This window comes from Exiguobacterium sp. s183 (genome assembly GCF_018617655.1).
Taxonomy (GTDB): domain Bacteria; phylum Bacillota; class Bacilli; order Exiguobacteriales; family Exiguobacteriaceae; genus Exiguobacterium; species Exiguobacterium aestuarii_A.
This window is the reverse complement of the sequence record NZ_JACSKN010000002.1, coordinates 478,736-502,094: the sequence shown is the minus strand read 5'-3', so window position 1 is coordinate 502,094 and position 23,359 is coordinate 478,736. Positions and strand designations below refer to the sequence as shown.

The window sequence follows — 23,359 nt, the reverse complement described above, 5'->3', positions numbered from 1 at the left end:
ATGTTCACTTGTCTTTTTGATACATCGATTTGATGAAGAAGGCACTCGGTAACAAAATGCCGATGGCGCCTTCGATGATGGCGAATAATCGGGTCAAACCAATCGGCAACAAATCACCAAATCCGATTGATAATAAAGTGACCCCGCTGAAATACAGGAGGTTTTCCCAAGTCGGTTCAACGGCATTCATGGATTCGAGTGAAGTCACAAGAATGACTGAATCACGAGATAAAGCATAATAAATCAATGTGAATCCTAACATGACACCAAGTAGGCTAACGAACAACTGAGCGAACAATCTCCCGTCAAATCCTGTTTGCTTGTACGTTTGACGTTTGAAAAACCAAAACACGTTCAAACTGATGAAGAGTAATGCAATGGTTAATAAAATCGTATTCAATCCGGACACATCCTTTTCATGTAAATGAGTTCATTTATCCATTCCCTAAGCGAAGGATGAGAAACGGGAGAGGAAAAGGTTTTCAATTGGTAAAAAGATTGATAGAATGTGGTCGAAGACGACTGAATTTCATAATGTTTGCCACTAGGGGAGTCGCGTCACGCGGCTGAGATGGACAAGGTCCAGACCCTTCGAACCTGATCTAGTTCACGCTAGCGTAGGGAAGTGGGCGAGACGACTCATATGGCTTCACCTAGATATGACTGTTCGAGACGCCGCTTCCGTTATGGGAGGCGGCGTCTTTTTATCTGTTATAAGGGGGAGTTACTATGAAATTTACAGATCACCTACGTCAGGAAGCGGATGGATTGTTTGAAGCAAGCTTTCATCATCCGTTCGTCCGTTCACTCGGAGAAGGAACGCTCGATGAGAAAAAGTTTAGACATTACGTCATGCAAGACTCGTATTACTTGAATCAATTCTCAAAAGTGCAGGCCAAAGGGGCGACGCTTGCACCGACGATGGAACTATCGAGTCGCTTTTTGACGCATGCGTTGCACACGATTGAGGCGGAACTCTCACTTCATCGTGAGTTCTTTACGATGCTCAACGTGACGGATGTTGAACTGGCGACATTTGAACCGGCACCAACCGCTTATGCGTATGCCCTTCATATGCAACAGGCAGGGCCGACTCTCGGTGACGTATTGGCGTCAATTCTTCCGTGTTATTGGGTGTATTACGAAATCGGTGAACGTTTAAAAGATAAACGACCTGACCATCCGATTTATTCAGCTTGGATTGCGACGTACGGTTCGGAGTGGTTCCGTGAGTTGGTGGAAGAACAGATTGATCGGTTGGATGAATTGGCTGGACAAGCGACAGAAGAAGAACGGCTTCGTTACACAAAACTCTTCTTGAAGAGTTGCTATTACGAAGTCGCCTTCTGGGAAATGGCATGGACGCTCGAATCATGGTCGTTGTCACAGGAGGTCAACCAATGAGACAGGAGATTTGGAGTGAGATTCGAAAACAATCGCCATTGATCCACAACATCACAAACACGGTTGTGGCCAATTTTTCGGCGAATGGACTGCTCGCCATCGGTGCTTCTCCGGTGATGGCAGACGCGATTGAAGAAGTGGCAGAGATGACATTTGTGAGCGATGCGCTCGTGTTAAACATCGGGACACTCGGTACGATGACTGAGGCGACGATGATTCGTGCGGGACAAGCGGCGAACGAAGCGGGATGCCCGATTGTACTTGATCCGGTTGGAGTCGGGGCGACGTCGTTCCGCCGGGATGTCGTCGAACGCATTTTGCGTCACGTCCGTGTCACGGTCATTCGGGGAAATGCAGGAGAAATTGCGACATTGATAGGTGTCGATTGGGTAGCGCGAGGTGTCGATGCAGGTGACGGAGCATGTGAACCGCGACAATTGGCGCTTGAAGCGGCGAAACGATACGGATGCGTCGTGGCCGTAACTGGAAAAGAAGACGTGGTCAGCGACGGGAGTGTCGTCATGGAAGTACGAGGTGGAACAAAACGGATGACCGAGACGACCGGTACGGGATGCTTGCTTAGTGCGGTCGTCGGGGCTTGTCTTGCGGTTGAAAAGAGCGCGCTCAAGGCGACGGTGACAGCTATATCAGGTTATGCCTATTGTGGAGAATTGGCGAGTGAACACGCAGAAGGACCGGGAGATTTTCCTATTCATTTTTTAAATGCACTCCATCAATTGACGCAATATACAATCCCGACGAATCGAATCGAGGTGTCGACCTCATGAGACCACAAGTCTTGACGATTGCAGGATCTGATTCAGGGGGCGGCGCTGGTATTCAGGCCGATTTAAAAACATTTCAAGAGCTCGGTGCGTTCGGGACGAGTGTGTTGACCGCGGTTACGGCTCAAAACACACTAGGTGTGCATGGGATTGAAGCGATTTCCCCGGAAATGATCACTCGGCAAATCGATGCAGTGGCCAATGACTTTCAGATTACAGCATGCAAGACTGGCATGTTGGTAGATGCGGAGCGAATTGAAGCGGTAGCCGCAGCACTTGAACGTCATCGTTTCCACCACGTCGTCGTCGATCCTGTCATGGTGGCGAAAGGGGGCGCTTCTTTGTTGCAAGATAGCGCGGTCGAGGCACTTCGGACGAAGCTGTTGCCATATGCGACGGTCGTGACGCCAAATATCCCTGAGGCAGAGGTATTGGCCGGAATCGAGATTCGAACGGAGGCAGATCAGATGAAGGCCGCTCAATTGATTCGGGCACTCGGTGTCGATGTCGTCATCATCAAAGGTGGACATATGGAAGGTGTGAAGGCCGTCGATTTGATTGTGTCCGAATCTGAAGCGTTTCAAGTGAGCGCACCCCGCGTTCGGACGAAAGACACACATGGAACGGGATGTACGTTCTCTGCAGCTTTGACGGCTGAGCTGGCATACGGAAAGACACTTCGTCAAGCTGTCGCGGACGCGAAGCAATTTATCCATCAGGCGATCACGCATGGATTATCGATTGGACAGGGACATGGACCGACAAATCATTGGGGACATCGTTTAGCGAAAGAAGAGGTGGTTACCGTTGACGTCATGTACGAAACAAGCGCTCGCTAAGCAACTTCGTCTTTATTTTGTGTGTGGGACGACGGATACATCTGATTTGGTGGGGACACTCGAAACGGCACTTCGATGTGGTGTGACATGTTTTCAATTTCGCGAAAAAGGTAAAGATGCATTGTATGGAGATGAAAAAGAAGCAATGGCAAGGACGCTCCAACAGGTATGTCGACAAGCGAATGTTCCATTCATCATCAATGACGATGTGAACTTGGCAATCTCGATTGGTGCAGACGGTGTGCATGTCGGACAAGACGACTTGCCTGCCGAATGGGTCCGTGCAAAGTTAGGCCCTGACAAATGGTTAGGGGTGTCGGTCCATACGATGGAGGAAGTAAGTGCGGCTCTTCCGTTTGCAGATTATGTCGGGATTGGCCCGATTCACGCGACGAAAAGCAAATTGGATGCGGGGCATGTGCGCGGCACTGAACTGATTCAACAAGTCCGTGAACAATACCCACAGCTTCCGATTGTGGGGATCGGAGGCATCCTTCCAGAGCATGTTCCTTCCATCATTCATGACGGGGCAGACGGCGTTGCCGTCATCTCTGCCATTGCTTCTGCACCGGATGTAGCAACGGCTACCCGGCGTTTCGCTTGTCTCTGAATTTAATTTCTTGAGGAGGAAGACAGATGAACGTATTTGTAATCGGTGCAAACGGCCAGATTGGCCATCAATTGGTGGAAAAGTTACACAATGAAGGGAAGCATCACGTCACAGCGATGGTGCGTAAAGAAGAGCAACTCAATGACTTCAAGTCAAAAGGATACAACGCCGTACTCGGTGACCTTGAAGGTTCAGTGGCAGACTTGGAAAAGGCAATCGACGGAATGGATGTCATCGTGTTCGCAGCCGGTTCTGGTGGAAGCACTGGAGCAGACAAGACACTCTTAATTGACCTAGATGGTGCAGCGAAGAGTATCGAAGCAGCACAAGCGAACGGAAACATCAAACACTTCGTCATGGTCAGCGCCTTGAAAGCAGAGGATCGCTCAGCTTGGCCAGATTCGATGAAGCCTTACTATGTAGCGAAGCATCATGCCGATCGCTTACTCGAACAGAGTGGACTCACATACACGATTGTACGTCCGGGCGCATTGACAGATGATGCGGGAACGGGCAAAGTGAACACGCAATTCGAGGGAAGTGGAGAGATTCCACGCGAAGACGTGGCATCATTCTTGGTGCACGTCCTTCATAACCATTCAAACGCGCAGAACAAAGCAATCGATTTGATCAAAGGGGATACCCCGATCGAAGAAACGTTATAAGTGTGTGACACGAAGAACGGGATGTGAACCATCCCGTTTTTTGTCGCGTTAAAGAGGGAAAAGAACGCAGAATAACGAAATAGAAGAATACGAACAGATGAGGAGGTCCCGCATGACCGAGATGTTTATTTATCTGGCGGTCTATTTGTTACCGTCATTTTTGCTCGGATTTTTAGCACTCGATGTCTTTCAACGCAATCCGAATAAAGTAGAGCATCGTTTGCTGAGCCTGTTTGTGTTCGGTTATTCGATGCTCTTCTTGGCTGAATTTGTCCGCCATCTTTCTCCGATTGAATACAGTCCGGCACTCATTGCGTATTGGTTTGGGAATGCCGGCATCTTCATCTTTATCTTTTCTGTTCATTTCATATTAAGTATCACAGGCGTCGGAGCAAAGGCACCGAAGTGGCTGTATCCTTGGGTCGTCTATTTGCCGCTGATTCCCGTCATATTGACGTATATCCGGCGAGAGAACATCATCAACAGTCAACAGTTTGAGCAAGTGGGGATCTGGATTTATCCCGAGTTCAACGCTTCTTATTTGATTACGCTGACCGTCGGGAACATCTTTCACATATTGATCATCGGTCTCATTTTTTATGCTCTCAAACGTGCGGAACGAAGAGAACACCAACGCGTGTTGCGCATGCTTTTTTGGACGGCAAATGTCGTATTGTTATGGGATGTTGTCTTCGGTTATTTTCAATTCCGTGGGTTCATTCCGCCGTACTCTTATATGTATGGAGGGCTCGTATGGGCAGTGGCGCTCGTCATCGCAATGAATCGTTTGGATTTCTTGACCTCTTACGTGAAACGATACGGGACACTGTATAACTTGAATCCATCTGCCATCTTGTTGATTGATCCCGATGGAAAAGTGGAAAGTGCGAATCCAGCAGCGCGCACACTCTTTCATACGGTCCGTGTCGTAAATGAACGCTTTGTCGATTTATTACCGGAAAAGAAAAAGGCGGAGTGGATGGAGCATTATCATCAACATTTCCAGACTCGCAAAAAGTTTTTAGAGTTCGAGACGAAGATTATGACGAAATCCGGGCAAGAGCGGTATGTCGTCATTGATGGGGACTTTGTTGATATCGATCGAACAATCCATGGGATGATCATCATTCGAGACGTTCATTCGTTCAAAGAAGCAGAGCAAACAATCCGTTTCTTTGCCTATCATGACCCACTGACGAAGTTGGCCAATCGACGTGCGTTTTATGAACAGGCAGACCATGCGTTACTAAGTTCCTCAAGATTATCTTTATTGATTATTGATTTGGACGGTTTCAAAGCGGTCAATGATACGTATGGTCACCAAGAGGGCGATCATTTCTTAACGCATTTAGGTGGATTGTTAGAAGCATCAACGCGAGATGTCGGCTTGGCTTCCCGTGTTGGAGGTGATGAGTTTTATATCTACTTAGTCGATCTGACGGAATCTGAAGTACTCGCATTTATTCATGAACTTCAGATGACGTTGAATCGGAATCCATACAGAACGCCGGATGTGACGATTCCAATCCGGGCAAGTATTGGGGTCAGTCATGCGCCGGATCAAGGGACGGACTTGGATACGCTGATTCATAAAGCGGACCAGGCGATGTATCAAATCAAGCAGGACGGAAAAAACGATTATGCGATTTATGACGAGGCGTTACATGGCCCGAAATAAAGGGAACATAGAAGTGTTTGATGATGAAGAGGAGGATGGAACATGTCAGAAAGACCGTTAGTCACGATGCGCGCCGAGGGAGAAGCGGGAGGCGTCAAGACGAATGTACGTGTAGGTGAGCACACCCCATTTATCGTAGATGAGCCGGAACGACTCGGTGGAACGAATATGGGGCCGAATCCGCTCGAATATCTTCTTGGAGCGCTATCATCTTGTACGACGATCATGATTGCCTATGTCGCGCAAGATTTAAATTTTGATTATGAAGGAGTCCAATTCGTGACGGAAGGGACACTCGATCCGAGAGGATTCCAAGGGATGGAAGGTGTCCGAACGTATTTTGAGTCAGTTCAGATGAAAATCGTATTGGATACGACCGAGTCGGATGAGCGAATTGCCGAACTACGAAAAGGCGTCGAGGCACGATGCCCGATTCATAATCTCATGCATGAAGCGGACGTGGAGATGAAGGCAGATTGGACTCGAAAATAAAGATGGGGGAAACCTCATCTTTTTTACATAGTAACCATGAAAAGAGTACGGAGGAAAACCAAGTGAACCACCAACCGATGACATCTGAATGGGCAAGTCAAATTCAAAAATGGACGTACGCAGCTCCTTATGATTTCTATAATCAGTCGCCTTCTGAAGAGGGGATTGACGAGTTGATGACATATCAGGCGATGTTAGAGAATCATGAGCTGATTGGATTTTATTGTATCGGTGCTGCTGCACAAGTGCCCAACTCGACATATCCGTATTCGTCAGACTTCGTGGACATTGGATTTGGGATGAGACCTGACTTGACGGGTAAAGGACGCGGACGATCGTTTGTGGAATACGTCATAAAGAGAGCGGCGGAACAGGGGAAACCGCTCCGTTTAACGGTCGCCTCTTTCAACGAGCGTGCGATTCATCTATATGAAACGCTTGGATTTCATACCATCACAACGTTTGAGCGAAATGAGGTCCCGTTCCAAGTGATGATGCGCGATTAACCATATTGTTTCTGATGTGCCTTTTTACGTCGCAAATAATCCTCATCGGCACGGAGTTGATCCCAATACGTTTTGAAGATGCGGGCAGACTCTGCTTTTTCTTCGTCGATTTCGCGCTCGTGGATGTCACCGTCTTCTTTATATTTACGACCACCTTTATAATTGGCGTAGCGTCGGGCTCGCGTGTATCCCATTTGGATGAACTTTCGGGCCATGTCCATTCCGACAAAATCATCGTTTGCGCGATACGCTTCAAACAATTCCATGATTTCTTCAGCGGATTGTTTCGCAATCTCTGGCGTTTTAAATCGCCAATGGGGCAAAATCTCACTTTTATACGGTTCGACGAGTAGTACCCCTTGTTCACCACGCCCGACTCGGTACAGTTCGGGTTGTTTTCGGAAGTCGATTTCATCAAAATTTAAATCATAGTCAAATGGCATGTTCATTCCTCCTCGCCTAACGTTTTCCCATTAGGTCGAGGAAAGAAACAACTTGAAGGAAAAGGATGGGTTTGTATGATCAAGATGGAGACAGAACGATTGGTCTTAAGAGCATTTACGCTAGAGGACGCAGAGGATATGTATCGTTACGCCAAAGACGAACGTGTCGGACCGATGGCCGGTTGGGCGCCACATGAATCCGTTGAGGAGACGAAAGATGTCATTCGACTGTTTGTTGAGGAAAAAGACGTGTGGGCGATCGTGTTGAAAGAAACCGGGCAAGTGATTGGCAGCATCGGATTACACGACCGAAGACCGGACCCTACGATTCAACATGAGGCTCAACGTGAAATCGGTTATGTGCTCAGCCCCGATTATTGGGGGAACGGCTATGTGCCGGAAGCCGTTCAGGCGATGATTCGATTTGGATTCGAAGCATTAGGGCTGGAGCGGATTTGGTGCGGCTATTTCAGCTTCAATGACCAATCCCGACGTGTCGTTGAGAAATGTGGGTTCACCTATGCGTTCACGAAAACGCAAGAATTGACTCGACTCGATGGACGAACGGTAGAATGCCTCGTCTATGTCCAACTCAATCCGACGTTCTCTACACATTGAAGCGCTGTTTCAATGTGTTTTTTCATGAAATCATAAAAACCCCTTGATGTGTAACCGGTTACACATTAAGATGGTTTTGTAAGCGTTTCCAGAACGGAGGATGTCAAATGGCGACCATCAAACAAGTGGCAAAACATGCGAACGTCTCAGTGGCGACCGTATCACGCGTCATGAATAAGAGCGGATATGTGAGCGAAGAGGCGAAAGAAGCGGTCGAAAAGGCGATTGCAGAACTGAATTACGCACCGAACCGAGTCGCTCGTTCGCTCTATAAAAAATCGTCGAATTTGATTGGACTCATCATGCCGGACATCACAAACCCGTTCTTTCCACAGCTGGCTCGGGCGATTGAGGATGTCGCCAATCAGCATGGGTATCAAGTCGTCTTATGCAACACAGACGAACAACTCGAAAAAGAGCAGACATATTTGGTCGCCTTGCAGACGATGCATGTCGACGGGCTGATCATCACGACGAACCATTCGCACAACCCGAATTACGAGACGTTGGATTTACCGATGGTCGCGCTCGACCGAATCGTGAAGGCTGGAATCGACGCCGTTGTATCGGACGGTTATGAGGGCGGAAAGTTGGCAGCTGACACATTGTTACAACACGGTGCGACACGTCTGGCTCATATTGCCGGACCTGATCATCTCAAGACGGTCAAGCGTCGGACCGAAGGATTTGTCGAAGTAGCGGGAGACAAGCTCGTCGGGATGACCGAGTCCACGTTCACGTTCAAAGACGCCTTGAAAGCGTCCCAAGAGCTGTTCGATCATGCGTGGCCGTTCGACGGCATCTTTGCAGCAAACGATGTGATTGCAGCCGCCGTATTGCAGGAAGCAGTTCGTCGAAACATTCGTGTCCCAGAAGAACTACAGGTCATCGGATATGACGGGATCGAGCTAGGGGAGATGACGTCTCCGCCGCTGACGACCATCGTTCAACCGATTTATGAGATGGGGCGAGTGGCGACAGAACGATTGCTCGATTTGATTGAGAAAAAAGATACACGACCGAGAGAGATGTTGTTACCGGTCACGTTGCTTGAAAGACAAACGACAAAGCGGAAGGAGAAATAAAGAATGAAACGCATTGTTGTCATTGGCAGTATATCGATGGACCTTGTCGTCACGTCCGACAAACGTCCGCAAGCAGGGGAAACCGTCATCGGCGAGTCGTTTCGTACCGTTCCAGGAGGGAAAGGTGCGAACCAAGCGGTCGCTGCTTCTAAGTTAGGAAGTACGGTGCAGATGGTCGGTTGTGTAGGGAACGATCCGTTCGGTCAGCAGATTGTTGAGAACTTCAAACAGTATGGCGTCGATGTTGCGCACGTTCGGATCATACCGAATGAAGTGACGGGGACGGCACACATCGTATTGGCGGAAGCAGATAATTCGATTGTCGTCGTCCAATCCGCGAACAAGCAGGTCTTCTTCACGGAAGAGGAACTAGATCAGTTACTCGATGAGCAGTCGTTCGTACTCTTACAGCTCGAGATTCCGATTGAGACCGTTCGGCAAGTGACCGCTTACTGTAAGGAGAAAGCGATTCCGGTGCTCCTCAATCCGGCACCGTCGCAACCACTCCCGCCAGAAGTGATTGAAGACGTCACGTACTTGACGCCGAATGAACATGAATGCCGAGATTTATTTAAGGGATTGTCCGTGGACGAAGTGCTTGAACGATATCCGAACAAGTTACTCGTGACAGAAGGCGTCCGAGGTGTTCGATTCCATGATGGACGAGAAGTGCGGCATGTGCCAGCTATCCGAGCGAACGTCGTCGACACGACAGGAGCCGGTGACACGTTCAACGGTGCGCTCGCTGTCTCCCTCATCGAACAAGATGATTTGGAGACGGCCGTACGGTTTGCCGTGGTCGCGTCCGGTATGAGTGTCGAAGGGTTTGGCGCACAAGGTGGTATGCCGACACGAGAAGATGTACAACAACGATTGGAGCGCGTGTGATGAAAAAACAAGGGATTATAAACAGTCATCTAGCAAAAATCTTTGCCGATCTCGGGCATACGGATCGGGTCGTCATCGCAGACTGCGGACTCCCGATTCCAGACGGGGTTAAGCGTGTCGACCTTAGCCTCCGAATCGGGGAACCTTCCTTTCTTGAGGTACTTGATGTCGTCGAATCGGATTTGGTCGTAGAGCGCATCACGATTGCCGAAGAGATTCTCACACACAACCCGACGATTGCAGATTCACTGAAAGAACGATATACAAGCATCGACATGTGTTCGCATGAAGATTTCAAACGGGAGGTCGCAAAAGCAAAAGTGGTCATTCGAACTGGGGAAGCGACACCTTACGCGAACGTCATCTTACACGCCGGGGTCATTTTTTAAGGGGGGATTTCGATGCACATTCAGTTGAAAGGCATCCATAAGTCGTTCGGTCCGGTCTCCGTCTTGAAAGGGGTCGACTTCGAACTATTGCCCGGAGAAATTCATGCGCTCATGGGGGAAAACGGAGCAGGCAAGTCAACGTTGATGAAAGTGATGACCGGTCTTCATGCTCAAGATGAAGGAGACATCCTCATCGATGGGAAGAAACGTCAATTCAAACACCCAAAAGAAGCGGAGCAAGAAGGGATTGCCTTCATCCATCAGGAGCTCAACATTTTACCGGAGATGACGGTAACGGAAAACTTATTTTTAGGTCGAGAATTGACGGGACCGTTCGGGATGGTCAAACAACAGGAAATGACACGACGCGCTCGTGAATATTTGGCAGAATTGAACGTCTTTATGGATGTCGATGAAGTGGCACGCAATTTATCGGTCGGTCAGCAACAGATGATTGAGATTGCCAAGGCACTCATGACAGATGCGAAAGTCATCGTCATGGATGAACCGACGGCCGCCTTGACGGATCGCGAAATTCAGGCACTCTTCGCCGTCTCACGTGCCTTACGAGATCAAGGTGTGTCCATCATTTATATCTCTCACCGCATGGAAGAAATTTTTGACTTGTGTGATCGAATCACCGTACTTCGGGACGGACAGTCCATCTCGACCCGTATGATTCAAGACACATCTTTTGAGGAAACCGTACGCGATATGGTCGGACGCGAAATCGGTGAACGCTATCCGACGCGCACCGCGACGCTTGGGGAGGTCGTTCTCGAAGTAGATGATTTAATAGGTAACCGGTTCCACAACGTATCATTCAACGTTCGAGCCGGTGAAATCGTCGGATTCTCCGGATTGATGGGAGCAGGACGGACTGAAGTGATGCGTGCTTTGTTCGGAGCAGACGCCCACAAAGGTGGAGTCATCAAACTGAACGGAAAACCGATTCGGATCAAGACTCCGGCAGACGCCATCAAACATGGCATCGCCTTTTTAACAGAAGACCGAAAAGGCGAGGGCTTGCTTCTCGACTTCTCGCTAAGAGAAAACTTATCACTCCCGACACTCGATAAACGGGCAAAAGGGTCGGTCATCTCCAAACAACAAGAAGCGACATTCGCCGAGACGTACTTACAAAAACTGCGGGTCAAGCATCATTCGATGGAGCAAAAAGTGAAGTCGTTGTCCGGTGGGAACCAACAGAAGATTGTGCTCGGTAAATGGTTAGGTGTCGAGCCGGACGTCTTGATTTTAGATGAACCAACCCGTGGAGTCGACGTCGGTGCCAAGAAAGAAATTTATAACATCATGAGTGATCTTGCGGAGTCAGGTGTCGCCATCATCATGGTCTCCTCCGATTTACCGGAAGTGCTTGGGATGAGTGACCGAATCGTCGTCATGCGGGAAGGGGTTGTGACCGGAACGCTCACAAAAGAAGAGGCGACGCAAGAAAAAGTAATGACGTATGCGACAGGAGGGCAATGATATGGAATTGAAAGCAACGACTGCACTGAAGCGCCCGGGTCGACTTGGATGGGGACAAAAGTTAGGACCGCTGTTTGGTCTACTCGTCATCGTCGTCGTCGTGACCGCGCTCGAACCTGGATTTTTATCATTAAATAATATCTTTAACGTACTTCGACAAGTGTCCATCAATGCCTTGATTGCCTTCGGGATGACATTCGTCATCTTGACAGGCGGGATTGATTTATCGGTCGGCTCGATTTTAGCGCTCGCATCTGCACTAGTGGCAGGCATGATGGTGGACGGTCAACATGCGGTCATGGCCGTTGCACTTGGCTTGATTGCGGGTGCCGTTCTCGGGGCTTTTAACGGGGCGGTCATCACATACGGGAAAGTGGCGCCGTTCATCGCGACATTGGCCACGATGACGATTTACCGAGGTTTGACGCTCGTCTATACGGACGGGCGACCGATTACTGGTCTCGGAAATTCTGGGTGGTTCGAGATGCTGGGACGTGGCTACTTCTGGATTATCCCGGTGCCGGCATTGACGATGTTACTCGCGTTCGGTGTTCTTTATTTCATTTTGAAAAAGACGACATTTGGTCGTCACACGTACGCAATCGGTGGAAATGAAGAAGCAGCAAAATTGATGGGGATTGGCGTCAATAAAGTCAAAATTATGATTTATTCGCTATCGGGTATGCTTGCTGCACTCGCGGGCATCATCTTGACATCACGTCTCAACTCCGCACAACCGACGGCAGGAACGTCATATGAACTCGATGCTATCGCGGCGGTCGTTCTCGGGGGAACGAGCCTTGCAGGTGGTCGAGGTTGGATTGTCGGAACATTGATCGGGGCACTGATCATCGGCACATTGAACAACGGATTGAACCTTCTCGGCGTATCATCTTTCTTCCAACTCGTCGTAAAAGGTGCAGTTATATTGTTTGCAGTATTGCTTGATCGTCGACAAAACGCGTAACACGCGAAAGGGGAAAACGGAACATGAAAAAATGGACAGCTTGGCTACTCGCACTAACGATGGTACTGATGGCAGCTTGCTCGACTGAACAACCGGGGTCTACTTCTGAGACTGAAACGAAAGATGGGGATTATGAAATCGGCTTATCCATCTCGACATTGAACAACCCGTTCTTCGTCGCATTGAAAGAAGGCGCAGAAGAACAGGCGAACGAAATGGATGCGACATTGACAGTGGCGGACGCGCAAAACGATGCCGCGAAACAAGTGAATGACGTTGAAGACATGATTCAAAAAGGAATGGATTTGATTCTCATCAACCCGACAGATTCAGAAGCAGTCGGCGCAGCGGTACAAGCAGCAAATGATGCAGGCATTCCGGTCATCACGGTAGACCGTAACGCAGAGACTGGTGAAGTGGTCGCACACGTCGCCTCAGACAACGTCGCGGGTGGACAGTTGGCGGGTGACTACATGGTCGAACTCGTAGGCGAAGGTCAAAAAGTCGTCGAACTCGAAGGGATTCCGGGAGCGTCAGCGACACGTGACCGTGGACAAGGATTTAACGAAGCAATCGATGGGAAATTGGAAGTCGTGGCAAAACAATCTGCAAACTTTGACCGTGCAGAAGGATTAACGGTCATGGAGAATATTTTACAAGACAATAAAGACATCGTCGCTGTATTCGCACATAACGATGAGATGGCACTCGGTGCTGTTCAAGCACTTGAAGCGGCTGGAATGAGTGACGTGAAAGTCATCGGATTCGATGCAACAGACGATGCGGTCAAAGCGGTCGAAGGTGGGACGATGGCAGCAACGGTTGCTCAAAAACCAGCTGAGATTGGTAAATTGGGTGTAGAAGCGGCAATCAATCATTTGAAGGGTGAAACGGTGGAAGAGAACATCCCGGTCGAACTCGAATTAATCAAATAAGGAAAATGAAACCTCACGATGCCTTGATTTCGGGTAGAGCTCGTGAGGTTTTTCATCTAAATGGAGAAATAAGTAAATGCGTATCTTTGTTCATGTATCCCGAAGAGTATTGTAATTCTATCAAAATGACAGTTTCACTAGCTCTTAACATATGAGCCTGTCCACGTTGGATTGAGATAACGTCGGCTGGCTTCGCTTCAAACGATTGTCCATCAATTGTTACGGTCGCCGTTCCTTGAAGCAGCGTCCAAATCGTATCGGTCGCTTCGTGATAATGATAGCTGAGTTCTTTTCCGACCTGGACGAGCATCCGTCGCGTCACACTGTGATGACCGTCCGCGAGCGTCTCGTGATGAATCACTTCGGATTGTCCCCAGCGCTTCCATTTGAACTTTGGATAGTCGTCAGAGGAGGCTAGATAATCTTTTAACTGCGGCGTCGCATCTTTCGTCGAGACGAGAATCCCGTCCGCGTTGACGGCGACAACGAGATCTTCGAGCCCGATTCCAATCAACGGAAGATTCAATTCATTGATGACATGTGTGTTCGTCGACTCGAACAACTCAACCTGACCGTGGGTGGTGGACGTCATTTCTTCCGTCAAGGTATTCCATGTTCCTAGGTCCTTCCAATCCCCATCGTAACGATGGACGAACACGGACTCCGCATGTTCGACGACGGCATAGTCGAACGACGTTTTTTCTAAATCATCGTAGCGGGTCGTAAGTTCTGAATATGTCGTCGGTAAGTTTCGCTCCGTCAGTTCATCGAGCAACAAGTGCAACTTACAAGCGAAGATTCCACAGTTCCATAATGCGCCTTGTTCAATCAACTGTTCCGCCACATCGACGGTCGGTTTTTCTTGGAACAAGCGAACAGAGGAGATTTGAGCCGTTTCGTCTGGGACGATGTATCCGTATTTCGAAGTCGGGTGGAGGGGAGTGACCCCAACCAGATGTAGGGCATCGTCATTCGCTTGTACCGCTTCATCCAATTGAGGAAAATATTCAAAGAAACGAAGGTCGACATAAGCATCGACCGGCATCACGAGTACCGTCTCATCCGGATTGACCTGTTGTTCGTTCAAATAACTAGCACCGAGTACGATTGCAGGGAATGTATCTCGCCGACTTGGTTCGGAGATGATATTAGTATCTGTACCAATTTGATGAATGACACAATCTTTTTGCTGAATATTTGTGGTGATGAAAGCATGAGTGTCTAAATCGTGTTTTTTAAGTTGATTATAAACTCTTTCAAGCATTGATTGCTTCGTTCCATCTACGCTAGGCAACAAGCGAATGAATTGCTTAGCGTTCGAATTATTCGAAAGTGGCCATAATCTTTTTCCATCACCACCAGATAATAATAGAATTTTCATCGCACATCCTCTTTTCAAATGGAGTTTTCATCTATTTCGCCAAACGTTGGACTATCCCTGTCTAATCAAAAAAGAGACAGCCGATTCCGGCTATCACTTTACGACATGGGGCGAAGCAGTGCACGAACGGGGCTTCCGTCACCTTCGACGATTGGGAGCGGGACGGCATTCAAGTCATAATCCCCCGGCAAAATATCGTCTAGGACGAGCCCTTCTAATATATGGACACCATTTCGTGCTAACGCATGATGGGCACCCATCTCTTTACTGTCAATCGCATCAACGGAAGGCAAATCGAGCCCGATTAAAAAGATTCCGAGTTCTCCGAGACGATCGGCAAGAGACGGCGTCAGTTCAGGAATCGTCTCTGGGAAGACGCTTTTATCTGGCCAACCATCCGTCCTCAAAATGAGGCGTTCGACCCCGGTCAAGTCATGACCGTCCAAGTCAGACGCTTCAATTTTTGACTTATGTGGCATATGAATGACACGGGCTGGACCGATATAGAAGGAAGGGTCGAGGTCGATGACACGCTTCCCGTGGTCGTCAAAGTGAAATGGGGCATCGATATGCGTCCCGACGTGTAAACTCATCGTCACTTTCCCGACATTCACTGAACCGCTCTGTGCCATCGGCCAAGCGATTTCGTACGAAAACTTCGTGTCTCCCGGCCATGTCGTCACATCGGCATGAAGTGGTTGGGATACATCAATCCATGTCATTTCGTTCAGCTCCTCTTATAATGATGTTCGGACCGTCCAAAGCTCTGGGAAGAAACGATGATCGAGCACGCGGCGCAAGTAGTTCACACCGGACGAGCCGCCTGTTCCCATCTTCTGTCCGATGATGCGTTCTACGGTACTCATATGGTTGAAGCGCCACATCTGTTGTTGGCTCCCGATATCGAGTAGTTTTTCACCGAGCTCATACAAGTCCCAATACGTGTCGACGTCGCGATAGACCTCGACCCATGCCTTCTCGACACTTTCGTTCCATTCCCAGTCCTGTGTGACATCTCGTTCGAGCACGTTCGCATCAATCGGAAGACCACGGCGATGCATCTCACGGACGGTCACGTCATAAATGCTAGGTGCTTGAAGTGACCCTTCGAGCAGCGGATATAGTTTTTCATCATGCGCATAGACGCTGAGCGTTCGTGCGTTTTTGAAGCCGAGCGCGAATTCAATCTGTCGGTTTTGATAAGACTGAAAACCAGATGAAGAGCCGAGTTGGTCTCGGAACTCTAAATACTCGGCCGGTGTCAATGTCGCGAGGACGCCCCATGACTGGATGAGTTGCTGCTGGATTTTTGAGACGCGAGCGAGCATTTTGAATGAGCGCTCGAGCTCCCCGTTCGTGATGGCCGTTGTGGCCGCCGTCAATTCATGCAAGATGAGCTTCATCCATAACTCGCTCGTCTGATGGATGATGATAAAGAGCATCTCATCGTGATGGTCGGAAAGGCGATGCTGGCTCGATAAAATCGGGTCGAGCTGGAGGTAGTCCCCGTACGACATATCTTTAGAGAAGTCGGTTTGAATCGTTTTTTCCACTTTATGTTCCATACGTTCACTCATGACAATTCCCCCTTATGCGACCACTTCGCGGACGTTCTCGAACGCCTCATATTCTTTGTCATCCATGATTTTCTTTAACGTCACAATCACGTCATACACGTCGGTAAACGTGTTATACAATGCGACCGGTGCGAGACGGATGATGTTCGGTGCCCGGAAGTCAGGGATGATGTGATGTTTTTTCAATGCTTTACAGATGCGTGCCGCCTCTGGGTGCTCGAGGCTCAAGTGGGCACCGCGTTGACGTGTGTCCGTCGGGCTTCCGATGAAGAACCCGTGTGGTGCGAGCATGTCTTCAATCAATTCCATCATATATGTCGTGAGGGCGAGTGATTTTTGACGAATCGCTTCCATCCCGACCTCGTTAAACATCTCGAGGGCACCAAGCTGCGGAGCGAGGCTCATGACATGTGGCGTACCGATTTGGAATGCGCCTGCATGTTCAGCCGGTGTCATCGTATGGTCCATATCAAACTGTTTGTCTTTGCGTGAACCGAACCATCCAGCGAGTCCTGGTGTCGTGCCGAAGTGACGTTCATGTACGAATAAGCCACCGACCGTTCCCGGACCACCGTTCAAATGTTTATAGTTGCACCAGTAAGCGAAGTCGACACCCCAGTCGTGGAAATCGTGAGGGATGGCACCGACGGAATGACAAGCATCAAACCCGATTAAAATGCCACGTTCGTGCGCCGCTTTCGCCAGACGCGGCATGTCTAAAATCTGACCGCTCCGATAGAGGACGGTCGGCAATACGATCAGGGCGATCTCGTCGGTCATCGCGGCAATCAAATCGTCTTCTACTAAGAAGCGCCCGTCCGGACTTTCGACTTGAACGAGATGCTCCGAAGGGTCGAGTCCACGTAGTTCGAGCTGACTCTTCAAAGCGTAGATATCAGACGGAAACGTGAGGGTGTCTGCCAAAATTTTCGTACGTTTGCCTTCTGGTTTAAAGAACGAAGCAACGAGTTGATGCAAGTTCACCGTCGTCGAGCCGGTGACCATCACTTCTTCTGGCTTTCCACCGATGAGCGGCGCATTCAGTGCGGCCAACTCTTCGGACAAGTTGAACCAAGGATGACGACCGGACATCCAGCCGTCAATCCCGAGCTCTTTCCAGTCCGCAAGCGATTCAAGGAGCGTGCGCTCGGCTCGTTTCGATAAGAGCCCGAGTGAATTCCCATCCATATAAATCCCGTCTTCCGGTAAGTAAAATTCTTCCCGATAAGATGCGAGTGGGTCTTGTTTGTCTAGTTGTTGTGCGTAGGCACGTGTGAAATCGTTCATATCCCCATTTCCCCCTTCATGCTGTGTACGTTGTCAAAATCGTAGCAATCGGTTATGAGGAAGTCAACAAACAACGAGGTGTCAGCGAGTCAAACTAAAAAACGCTCAAGCGTAATCTTGAGCGTTTAGGAGTGTAGCTTATTTTATTTTTCGTACATTCTCTTGTCGGAGTAGCTTGAATAGTGTGAAGACCATCAATAAAAGGATGATGGTGAACGGCAAGGCGGAAATCAATGATGCGGTTTGAAGTCCTTCCAACCCACTCGCAATCAATAGAACGGCGGCGATTCCTCCTAACAGAACACCCCAGGCGATGCGAACGGGTAGAGGAGGATTCAAGCTACCATTTGTAGTCATACTGCTGATGATATAGGTAGCAGAATCTGCCGATGTGATCAAGAACGTCAAAATCAAGAGAATCGACAAGACGGACAGGATGAAGCTGAATGGTAGCTCGGCAAACGTCACAAACAGTGCGCTCGTCACGTCCGCATTGACGGCTTCGGCGATGGAAGTTCCTTCGAACAAATCTAAATGGAGGGCAGTGCCGCCAAACACGGCAATCCATAAGAGTGCGATGAACGGAGGAACGATGAGGACCCCGACGATGAACTCACGAATGGTGCGTCCTCGTGAGACACGTGCGACGAATGCTCCGACGAACGGTGACCAAGCGATGGCCCACGCCCAATAAAAGATCGTCCAATCTCGGACCCACGTCCCTTGCTGATACGGTTGTAGACGCAGACTATAGCGAATGAAATTTTGTAAGTAGTCACCTAAGCCAAGGGTGAGGGTCTCTAGGATGAAGATGGTTGGACCGGCAAAGAAGACAAACACCATCAACACGAGTGCGGTCCCTAAATTTATGTTACTCAACCACTTGATGCCGCGATCGAGCCCTGTCGTCGTCGATGTTAAAAAGAGGGCGGTCAAGACGACGATGATGGCGACTTGCATCCAAGCGGTGTTCGGGAGCCCGAATACGCTGTTCAGTCCGCCATTGATTTGAAGAACGCCTAAACCAAGTGACGTCGCGACACCCATGACAGTGGCGATGACCGCTAAAATATCAATCGTCTGGTTCAACGGTTGTTTGTACGGTCGCTCTTTTATAAGCGGTGAAAGGCTAGTCGAGATGAGTCCGTCCGCATTACGACGGAACTGGAAGTAGGCGATGATCAGTCCGACAATCGCAAAAACAGACCACTGACTGACACCCCAATGGAAGAACGAATAGGCCATCGCAAGACGTGCTCCCTCAACCGTCAGTGCCTCCGTATCCGCGTACGGTGGCGTGAAGAAATGACTCATCGGCTCGGCAACACCCCAAAAGACGAGTCCGACACCAAACCCAGCGGAGAATAACATACCGATCCAAGTGAAGAACGGATATTGAGGGCGATCGTCATCTTTCCCGAGACGGATTTTTCCGTATTTACTAAACGCTAAAAAGACTAAAAAGAGCACAAACAAGAACACGGAAAGTAAATAAAACCAACCGAACGAGCGAGTCGTAAAGTTAAAAATGGATCCTGCGATTGAAGCGAATGTCGTTGGTGCAATCGCTCCGAATAGAACGAGTAAGGCGATCAAACTTGCTGAAATGTAAAAGACGCGATTCAAACGTGGCTTTTGTGTAGAATCTTTCATAGATGTCTCCTTTCAAAAAATATTATGTAGGACTAATAAACGATTCCCTAATCTTCACATTGCAAACAGGAAGCGCGTTTTATCGTGTTTTGTATAGTTGAATCGGGAAAAGAACCAAAGAGGAGGGAATGCTATGAAATTGATTGCGATTGATTTAGACGGGACGCTGTTATCGCGCACGGGTGTGATTACAGAGGCGAACCAGGAAGCGATTCGTCGTCGACAAGAAAATGGTGATATCGTCGCCATTTGTTCAGGACGTTCGATTCATGATATCGAAGAACTGTTGAAGCGAAGTGACCTCGTCTGTCCGATTTTGTCAGGTAACGGAGCAATCGGCTTTTATGAGAACGAGCGAATTTACTATCATGCGATGGACCAGACAATTGTAAATGAACTATGGGAAATCGCAAAAGCGGACGATGCGTACGTCGAATTTTATACGAATGCGGGAGTGAAGGTGCTTCGTTCGGGAAGCGATTTATTAAAGCGGGAACTCGATGAAGTGTTGCCGCACGATCAATCATTTAGTCGGGAATGGGCAGAACGTGAGATTGAAATTCAAAATGAACAGTTTGGTCTGACGTACATGGACTCGATGGAAGACATCGACTTTGAACGAGATGAAGTGTACAAGGTGTTTGTCTACTCGTTCGATCGCCAAAAGCTACACCGCTTGCGCAAAGTTTATGAACCACGGAACGACATTTTGATCACGACAGCGGGTTGGACGAAAATTGAGATTGGACATCCTCATGCAAGTAAAGGAGCGGCGCTAAAACAGCTAGCGGAGCATTATCAGATTGCCATGCATGATGTCGTTGCCATCGGAGACAATTTGAATGATGTATCGATGTTTGAAGTAGCAGAGACAAGGATTGCGATGGGAAATGCCGTGGATCCGCTAAAAGATTTGAGCACACATATTACCAAAGATGTGGAAGAGGACGGGGTCGCTTACGCGTTGGCGCATTATGTATAAATTGGATTATGGAGAAATCGTGAACGAGGATTGAATCTCGCTTAAAACGGATATTGTATACATGTAACCATTCACTTTCTGAAATGAGTCGGGGAACGGGGAGGCACTTTCGTCACCTGTAGCTGATCGCAGAAAGCGGATGGGAAAGTCCATGTGAGCGTGAATCGTGTATTCCAAACGATGATGCGTCGGCCTCTGCTTGCCATACGATCAAGCATACCAGACAGACTGTTTGTATAAGGAATTCCACATGATCCGCGCCAGAAGTGGACAGTATAGGTGCCAAGTCTATCGTGCCCATTCAATCAAAATGTCTACGAGTCACCTGTTCGATTTCATTTTATGTAATGAAAAACAATTGGTGAACCAATGGACGATGAACTGATTCGAATGATGCGTCACGTTGGCTTGGACATCTCTAGTCGAACCAAATCACAGATGGGACGGTCAATCGAGCGGGGCTTGGTTGGATGAAAGTCCGGGGACTAGAGAATCAAGAAAAGCGCCGGGTGAGGGCGCTTTTCTTGTGGTATCCTATTGAGTGAATGCAACCGATGGAGGGATCATATGCCAAAGCTATATTGGTTTGGGACGCTCTTGAGTGGAATGATTCTTTTGACCACGGGAACGATGGAAGGTCTTTATCGCATATTCCCGATTGGGTTGATGGCCATCGCGGTCATCGGCTATCTCATACAGACTCGATTTGAGCAAAAGAAGCGACGCCCTTGATTGGGTGCCGCTTCTTTTTATAAGGATTCGAGTAAACGTGTCATCACGTCATCGATTTCTTCTTGCAGTGCATCAACTTGTTGTTGTAGCGCCATCAATTCATCAAGGTCATCCAATTCATTCATCCGTTGGAGCAGTGCCTGATGCTCTGCTTCTAATCGGGTCAGGTGAGCTTCTTCATCAATCGTAGATGGAGTAGATTTCGTCTGCTTCACCGATTTCGATGGTTTAACGTATTCCGTTATAGGTTCATCTTTCGATTCCTGTCCACGTTTGTCGAGGGCATAGGCGACGTTGCCTTCAAACCGCGTCATCGTCCCGTCGAGCCAATACGTGATGGGGAACAATTTATTTAAGAAGTAGCGGTCATGGGAGACGGTAACGACCGATCCAGGGAAACGTTCGAGCGCTTCTTCAAGTGCCTCTCTCGATTCGATATCAAGGTGGTTTGTCGGCTCGTCTAAGACGAGGACATTGATTTCTTCATGGACGAGGATTGCAAGCATGAGGCGCATCTTCTCACCGCCGCTTAAATTCGAGACAGGTTTGAATACACTCGGTCCGTAGAACAAAAACTGAGCAAGGAGGTGTCTCGCTTTTCCTTCATCGACTGCGATTCGGTCTCGGAACGCTTCAATTAATCGATGCGACTCATCAAACGTGATGTGTTGCGATAAATAACCGATTTTGGCTTGGTCGGCTCGCCTCACAGTTCCGGCTTGCGGTACGACTTGACCGAGCAATATCTTCAACAGCGAAGACTTCCCGCTCCCGTTCGGTCCGACGATGGCGACGCGTTCCCCGTGCCCCGTGTAAAAATGCATGTCTTCAAATAGAGGACGATCATAGGCGAGTGTCACGTCACTCACTTCGAAGACGTCGCGCCCGGTCCGTCCGTTCGTTGTGAAGTGGATGTTCGGTTGGTCGGCTTCGAGTTGTGGTTTCTTGATCCGCTCGATTCGTTCGAGAGCCTTTTCCATCGATTTAGCGCGACGATAGAACTTTTCATTCGGTGGATTGCCTTCGTTGGCCCATTGCCGTAACTGCCGAATCGTTTCTTTCATCTTTTTAATCTTCTTTTGTTGCTCGGTATAGGCATGGAACTGATCGAGCAATTGTTTTTCTTTTTGGGCGACGAAATCGGTATAGTTTCCGGGATAACTCGTCAATTCACCGTCTTCACACTCGACGATTCGCGTGGCGACCGCATCCAAGAAGACACGGTCGTGGGACACGATCAGGAGCGCTGAATCGTAATCCTGTAAATAGGATTCGAGCCACGTCATCGCTTCTAAATCCAGATGGTTCGTCGGTTCGTCCAAAATGAGTAGCTCTGGCTTTTGAAGAAGCGCCAAGGCGAGACCGATTTTTGTACGTTCCCCGCCGCTCAACGTATCGAACGGTTGGTCTACGAATGAGGTCAGCTTCAACCCGTCAATCATCGCACTGATTTTTGACTCGTAGACGTAGCCGCCCGCATGTTCGAATTGCGCTTGGACCGTCCCGTATGTTTCGAGAAGACGTTCGAGCTGTTTAGTCGTCGCCATCTCTTCCTCGAGGCGAGACATCTTCTCGCGAAGGCGAAGGACTTCCTCGAAGGCGGTCTGAAGGACATCGCGTCCACTGTTTCCGGGATAATCGGGAAGCTGGACCAAATAGCCGATGGAGAGTCGTTGCCGACGGTAAATCGTTCCGGCGTCATGCTCTTCAGAGCCGACAATCATGCGTAACAGTGTCGTTTTACCGCTGCCGTTCCGACCGACGAGCCCGACTCGTTCGCGTTCATTTATCATTAAATTCGCATCTGTGAGAACGGCGTGACCACCGTATTGTTTTTGAATGTGTTGTAAATCGATTAACATAATAGGTTCCTCCTGAGATCAGGGCCTATCAAAAAAAACCGAGCGCAAAGAAGCGCTCGGTTTAGAGAGAGAGGCGCTTTGTCGTATATT

General features: G+C 48.9%; 25 protein-coding genes and 1 riboswitch. Of the genes, 17 read left to right on the top strand and 8 right to left on the bottom strand.

Features of this window, described 5'->3' with window-relative positions; all coding sequences use genetic code 11:
• Positions 1–4 precede the first annotated feature (4 nt).
• A complete protein-coding gene (locus tag KNP62_RS08040) occupies positions 5–409 on the bottom strand; it encodes an ion channel (RefSeq protein WP_274664709.1) in 405 nt (134 codons plus the stop codon).
• A gap of 127 nt (positions 410–536) precedes the next feature.
• Positions 537–641, top strand: a riboswitch (TPP riboswitch).
• Positions 642–729: 88 nt separating this feature from the next.
• Between KNP62_RS08040 and tenA the strand changes: the two genes are divergently transcribed.
• From tenA to KNP62_RS08000, 8 genes are all read left to right on the top strand, one after another.
• Positions 730–1,404, top strand: a complete 675-nt coding sequence (tenA, locus tag KNP62_RS08035) for a thiaminase II (RefSeq protein WP_214785094.1) — start codon at positions 730–732, stop codon at positions 1,402–1,404.
• A complete protein-coding gene (gene thiM / locus KNP62_RS08030; protein ID WP_214785092.1) occupies positions 1,401–2,192 on the top strand; it encodes a hydroxyethylthiazole kinase in 792 nt (263 codons plus the stop codon). The genes tenA and thiM overlap by 4 nt, the downstream gene beginning before the upstream one ends.
• Positions 2,189–3,028: a bifunctional hydroxymethylpyrimidine kinase/phosphomethylpyrimidine kinase gene (gene thiD / locus KNP62_RS08025; RefSeq protein ID WP_214785090.1), complete on the top strand. Its 840-nt coding sequence runs from the start codon at positions 2,189–2,191 to the stop codon at positions 3,026–3,028. Before thiM ends, thiD begins: the two co-directional genes overlap by 4 nt.
• The gene (gene thiE / locus KNP62_RS08020) at positions 2,997–3,638 is read left to right on the top strand and encodes a thiamine phosphate synthase (protein ID WP_214785088.1); all 642 of its coding nucleotides are present in this window, start codon (positions 2,997–2,999) and stop codon (positions 3,636–3,638) included. Before thiD ends, thiE begins: the two co-directional genes overlap by 32 nt.
• 26 nt (positions 3,639–3,664) lie before the next feature.
• Positions 3,665–4,303 carry an SDR family oxidoreductase gene (locus KNP62_RS08015; RefSeq protein ID WP_214694957.1) on the top strand — a complete coding sequence of 213 codons (639 nt, stop codon included), beginning with the start codon at positions 3,665–3,667 and terminating at the stop codon, positions 4,301–4,303.
• A gap of 112 nt (positions 4,304–4,415) precedes the next feature.
• On the top strand, positions 4,416–5,981 hold the full coding sequence (locus KNP62_RS08010) for a GGDEF domain-containing protein (protein ID WP_214785086.1): 1,566 nt from the start codon (positions 4,416–4,418) through the stop codon (positions 5,979–5,981).
• Between the two features lie 42 nt (positions 5,982–6,023).
• Complete coding sequence (locus KNP62_RS08005; RefSeq protein WP_214785084.1) at positions 6,024–6,473, top strand: OsmC family protein; 450 nt, start codon at positions 6,024–6,026, stop codon at positions 6,471–6,473.
• A 62-nt stretch (positions 6,474–6,535) separates the two neighbouring features.
• Positions 6,536–6,979 carry a GNAT family N-acetyltransferase gene (locus KNP62_RS08000; protein ID WP_353047525.1) on the top strand — a complete coding sequence of 148 codons (444 nt, stop codon included), beginning with the start codon at positions 6,536–6,538 and terminating at the stop codon, positions 6,977–6,979.
• Here the strand turns inward: KNP62_RS08000 and KNP62_RS07995 are convergent.
• Positions 6,976–7,422 (bottom strand): DUF4385 domain-containing protein, encoded by a 447-nt coding sequence (locus KNP62_RS07995; protein WP_012727567.1) that lies wholly within the window; start codon positions 7,420–7,422, stop codon positions 6,976–6,978. The two genes, KNP62_RS08000 and KNP62_RS07995, sit on opposite strands and share 4 nt — an antisense overlap.
• A 75-nt stretch (positions 7,423–7,497) precedes the next feature.
• Between KNP62_RS07995 and KNP62_RS07990 the strand changes: the two genes are divergently transcribed.
• The 7 genes from KNP62_RS07990 to rbsB all read left to right on the top strand — a co-directional run bounded on the left by KNP62_RS07990 (position 7,498) and on the right by rbsB (position 13,795).
• Complete coding sequence (locus KNP62_RS07990; RefSeq protein WP_214785082.1) at positions 7,498–8,040, top strand: GNAT family N-acetyltransferase; 543 nt, start codon at positions 7,498–7,500, stop codon at positions 8,038–8,040.
• Positions 8,041–8,147: 107 nt separating this feature from the next.
• Positions 8,148–9,125 carry a LacI family DNA-binding transcriptional regulator gene (locus KNP62_RS07985; protein WP_214694937.1) on the top strand — a complete coding sequence of 326 codons (978 nt, stop codon included), beginning with the start codon at positions 8,148–8,150 and terminating at the stop codon, positions 9,123–9,125.
• A gap of 3 nt (positions 9,126–9,128) precedes the next feature.
• Positions 9,129–10,013 carry a ribokinase gene (rbsK, locus tag KNP62_RS07980; protein ID WP_214785080.1) on the top strand — a complete coding sequence of 295 codons (885 nt, stop codon included), beginning with the start codon at positions 9,129–9,131 and terminating at the stop codon, positions 10,011–10,013.
• Positions 10,013–10,402, top strand: a complete 390-nt coding sequence (gene rbsD, locus KNP62_RS07975) for a D-ribose pyranase (RefSeq protein WP_214785078.1) — start codon at positions 10,013–10,015, stop codon at positions 10,400–10,402. Before rbsK ends, rbsD begins: the two co-directional genes overlap by 1 nt.
• Positions 10,403–10,414: 12 nt before the next feature.
• Complete coding sequence (locus tag KNP62_RS07970; RefSeq protein WP_214785076.1) at positions 10,415–11,893, top strand: sugar ABC transporter ATP-binding protein; 1,479 nt, start codon at positions 10,415–10,417, stop codon at positions 11,891–11,893.
• A gap of 1 nt (position 11,894) precedes the next feature.
• A complete protein-coding gene (locus KNP62_RS07965; protein ID WP_214694930.1) occupies positions 11,895–12,860 on the top strand; it encodes an ABC transporter permease subunit in 966 nt (321 codons plus the stop codon).
• A 23-nt stretch (positions 12,861–12,883) separates the two neighbouring features.
• Positions 12,884–13,795 carry a ribose ABC transporter substrate-binding protein RbsB gene (rbsB, locus tag KNP62_RS07960; protein ID WP_214694925.1) on the top strand — a complete coding sequence of 304 codons (912 nt, stop codon included), beginning with the start codon at positions 12,884–12,886 and terminating at the stop codon, positions 13,793–13,795.
• Between the two features lie 52 nt (positions 13,796–13,847).
• On the opposite strand, the gene KNP62_RS07955 is transcribed toward rbsB, so the two are convergent.
• The 5 genes from KNP62_RS07955 to KNP62_RS07935 all read right to left on the bottom strand — a co-directional run bounded on the left by KNP62_RS07955 (position 13,848) and on the right by KNP62_RS07935 (position 19,693).
• Positions 13,848–15,176 (bottom strand): sugar phosphate nucleotidyltransferase, encoded by a 1,329-nt coding sequence (locus KNP62_RS07955; protein ID WP_214785074.1) that lies wholly within the window; start codon positions 15,174–15,176, stop codon positions 13,848–13,850.
• A 98-nt stretch (positions 15,177–15,274) separates the two neighbouring features.
• Positions 15,275–15,898, bottom strand: coding sequence for an arylformamidase (gene kynB, locus KNP62_RS07950; protein ID WP_214785072.1), 624 nt, complete (start codon positions 15,896–15,898; stop codon positions 15,275–15,277).
• 15 nt (positions 15,899–15,913) lie between these two features.
• Entirely contained in the window at positions 15,914–16,753 is an 840-nt protein-coding gene (gene kynA, locus KNP62_RS07945) for a tryptophan 2,3-dioxygenase (protein ID WP_214785070.1), read from the bottom strand.
• A 12-nt stretch (positions 16,754–16,765) separates the two neighbouring features.
• Positions 16,766–18,040 (bottom strand): kynureninase, encoded by a 1,275-nt coding sequence (kynU, locus tag KNP62_RS07940; RefSeq protein WP_214785068.1) that lies wholly within the window; start codon positions 18,038–18,040, stop codon positions 16,766–16,768.
• Between the two features lie 138 nt (positions 18,041–18,178).
• Entirely contained in the window at positions 18,179–19,693 is a 1,515-nt protein-coding gene (locus tag KNP62_RS07935) for a glycine betaine uptake BCCT transporter (protein ID WP_214785066.1), read from the bottom strand.
• Between the two features lie 133 nt (positions 19,694–19,826).
• Here KNP62_RS07935 and KNP62_RS07930 point away from each other — a divergent pair, with 133 nt between their 5' ends.
• On the top strand, positions 19,827–20,675 hold the full coding sequence (locus KNP62_RS07930) for a Cof-type HAD-IIB family hydrolase (RefSeq protein WP_214785064.1): 849 nt from the start codon (positions 19,827–19,829) through the stop codon (positions 20,673–20,675).
• 567 nt (positions 20,676–21,242) lie between these two features.
• Complete coding sequence (locus tag KNP62_RS07925; RefSeq protein WP_214785062.1) at positions 21,243–21,407, top strand: hypothetical protein; 165 nt, start codon at positions 21,243–21,245, stop codon at positions 21,405–21,407.
• A gap of 17 nt (positions 21,408–21,424) precedes the next feature.
• Here KNP62_RS07925 and abc-f read toward each other — a convergent pair whose 3' ends face one another.
• A complete protein-coding gene (abc-f, locus tag KNP62_RS07920) occupies positions 21,425–23,269 on the bottom strand; it encodes a ribosomal protection-like ABC-F family protein (protein ID WP_214785060.1) in 1,845 nt (614 codons plus the stop codon).
• Positions 23,270–23,359 lie beyond the last annotated feature (90 nt).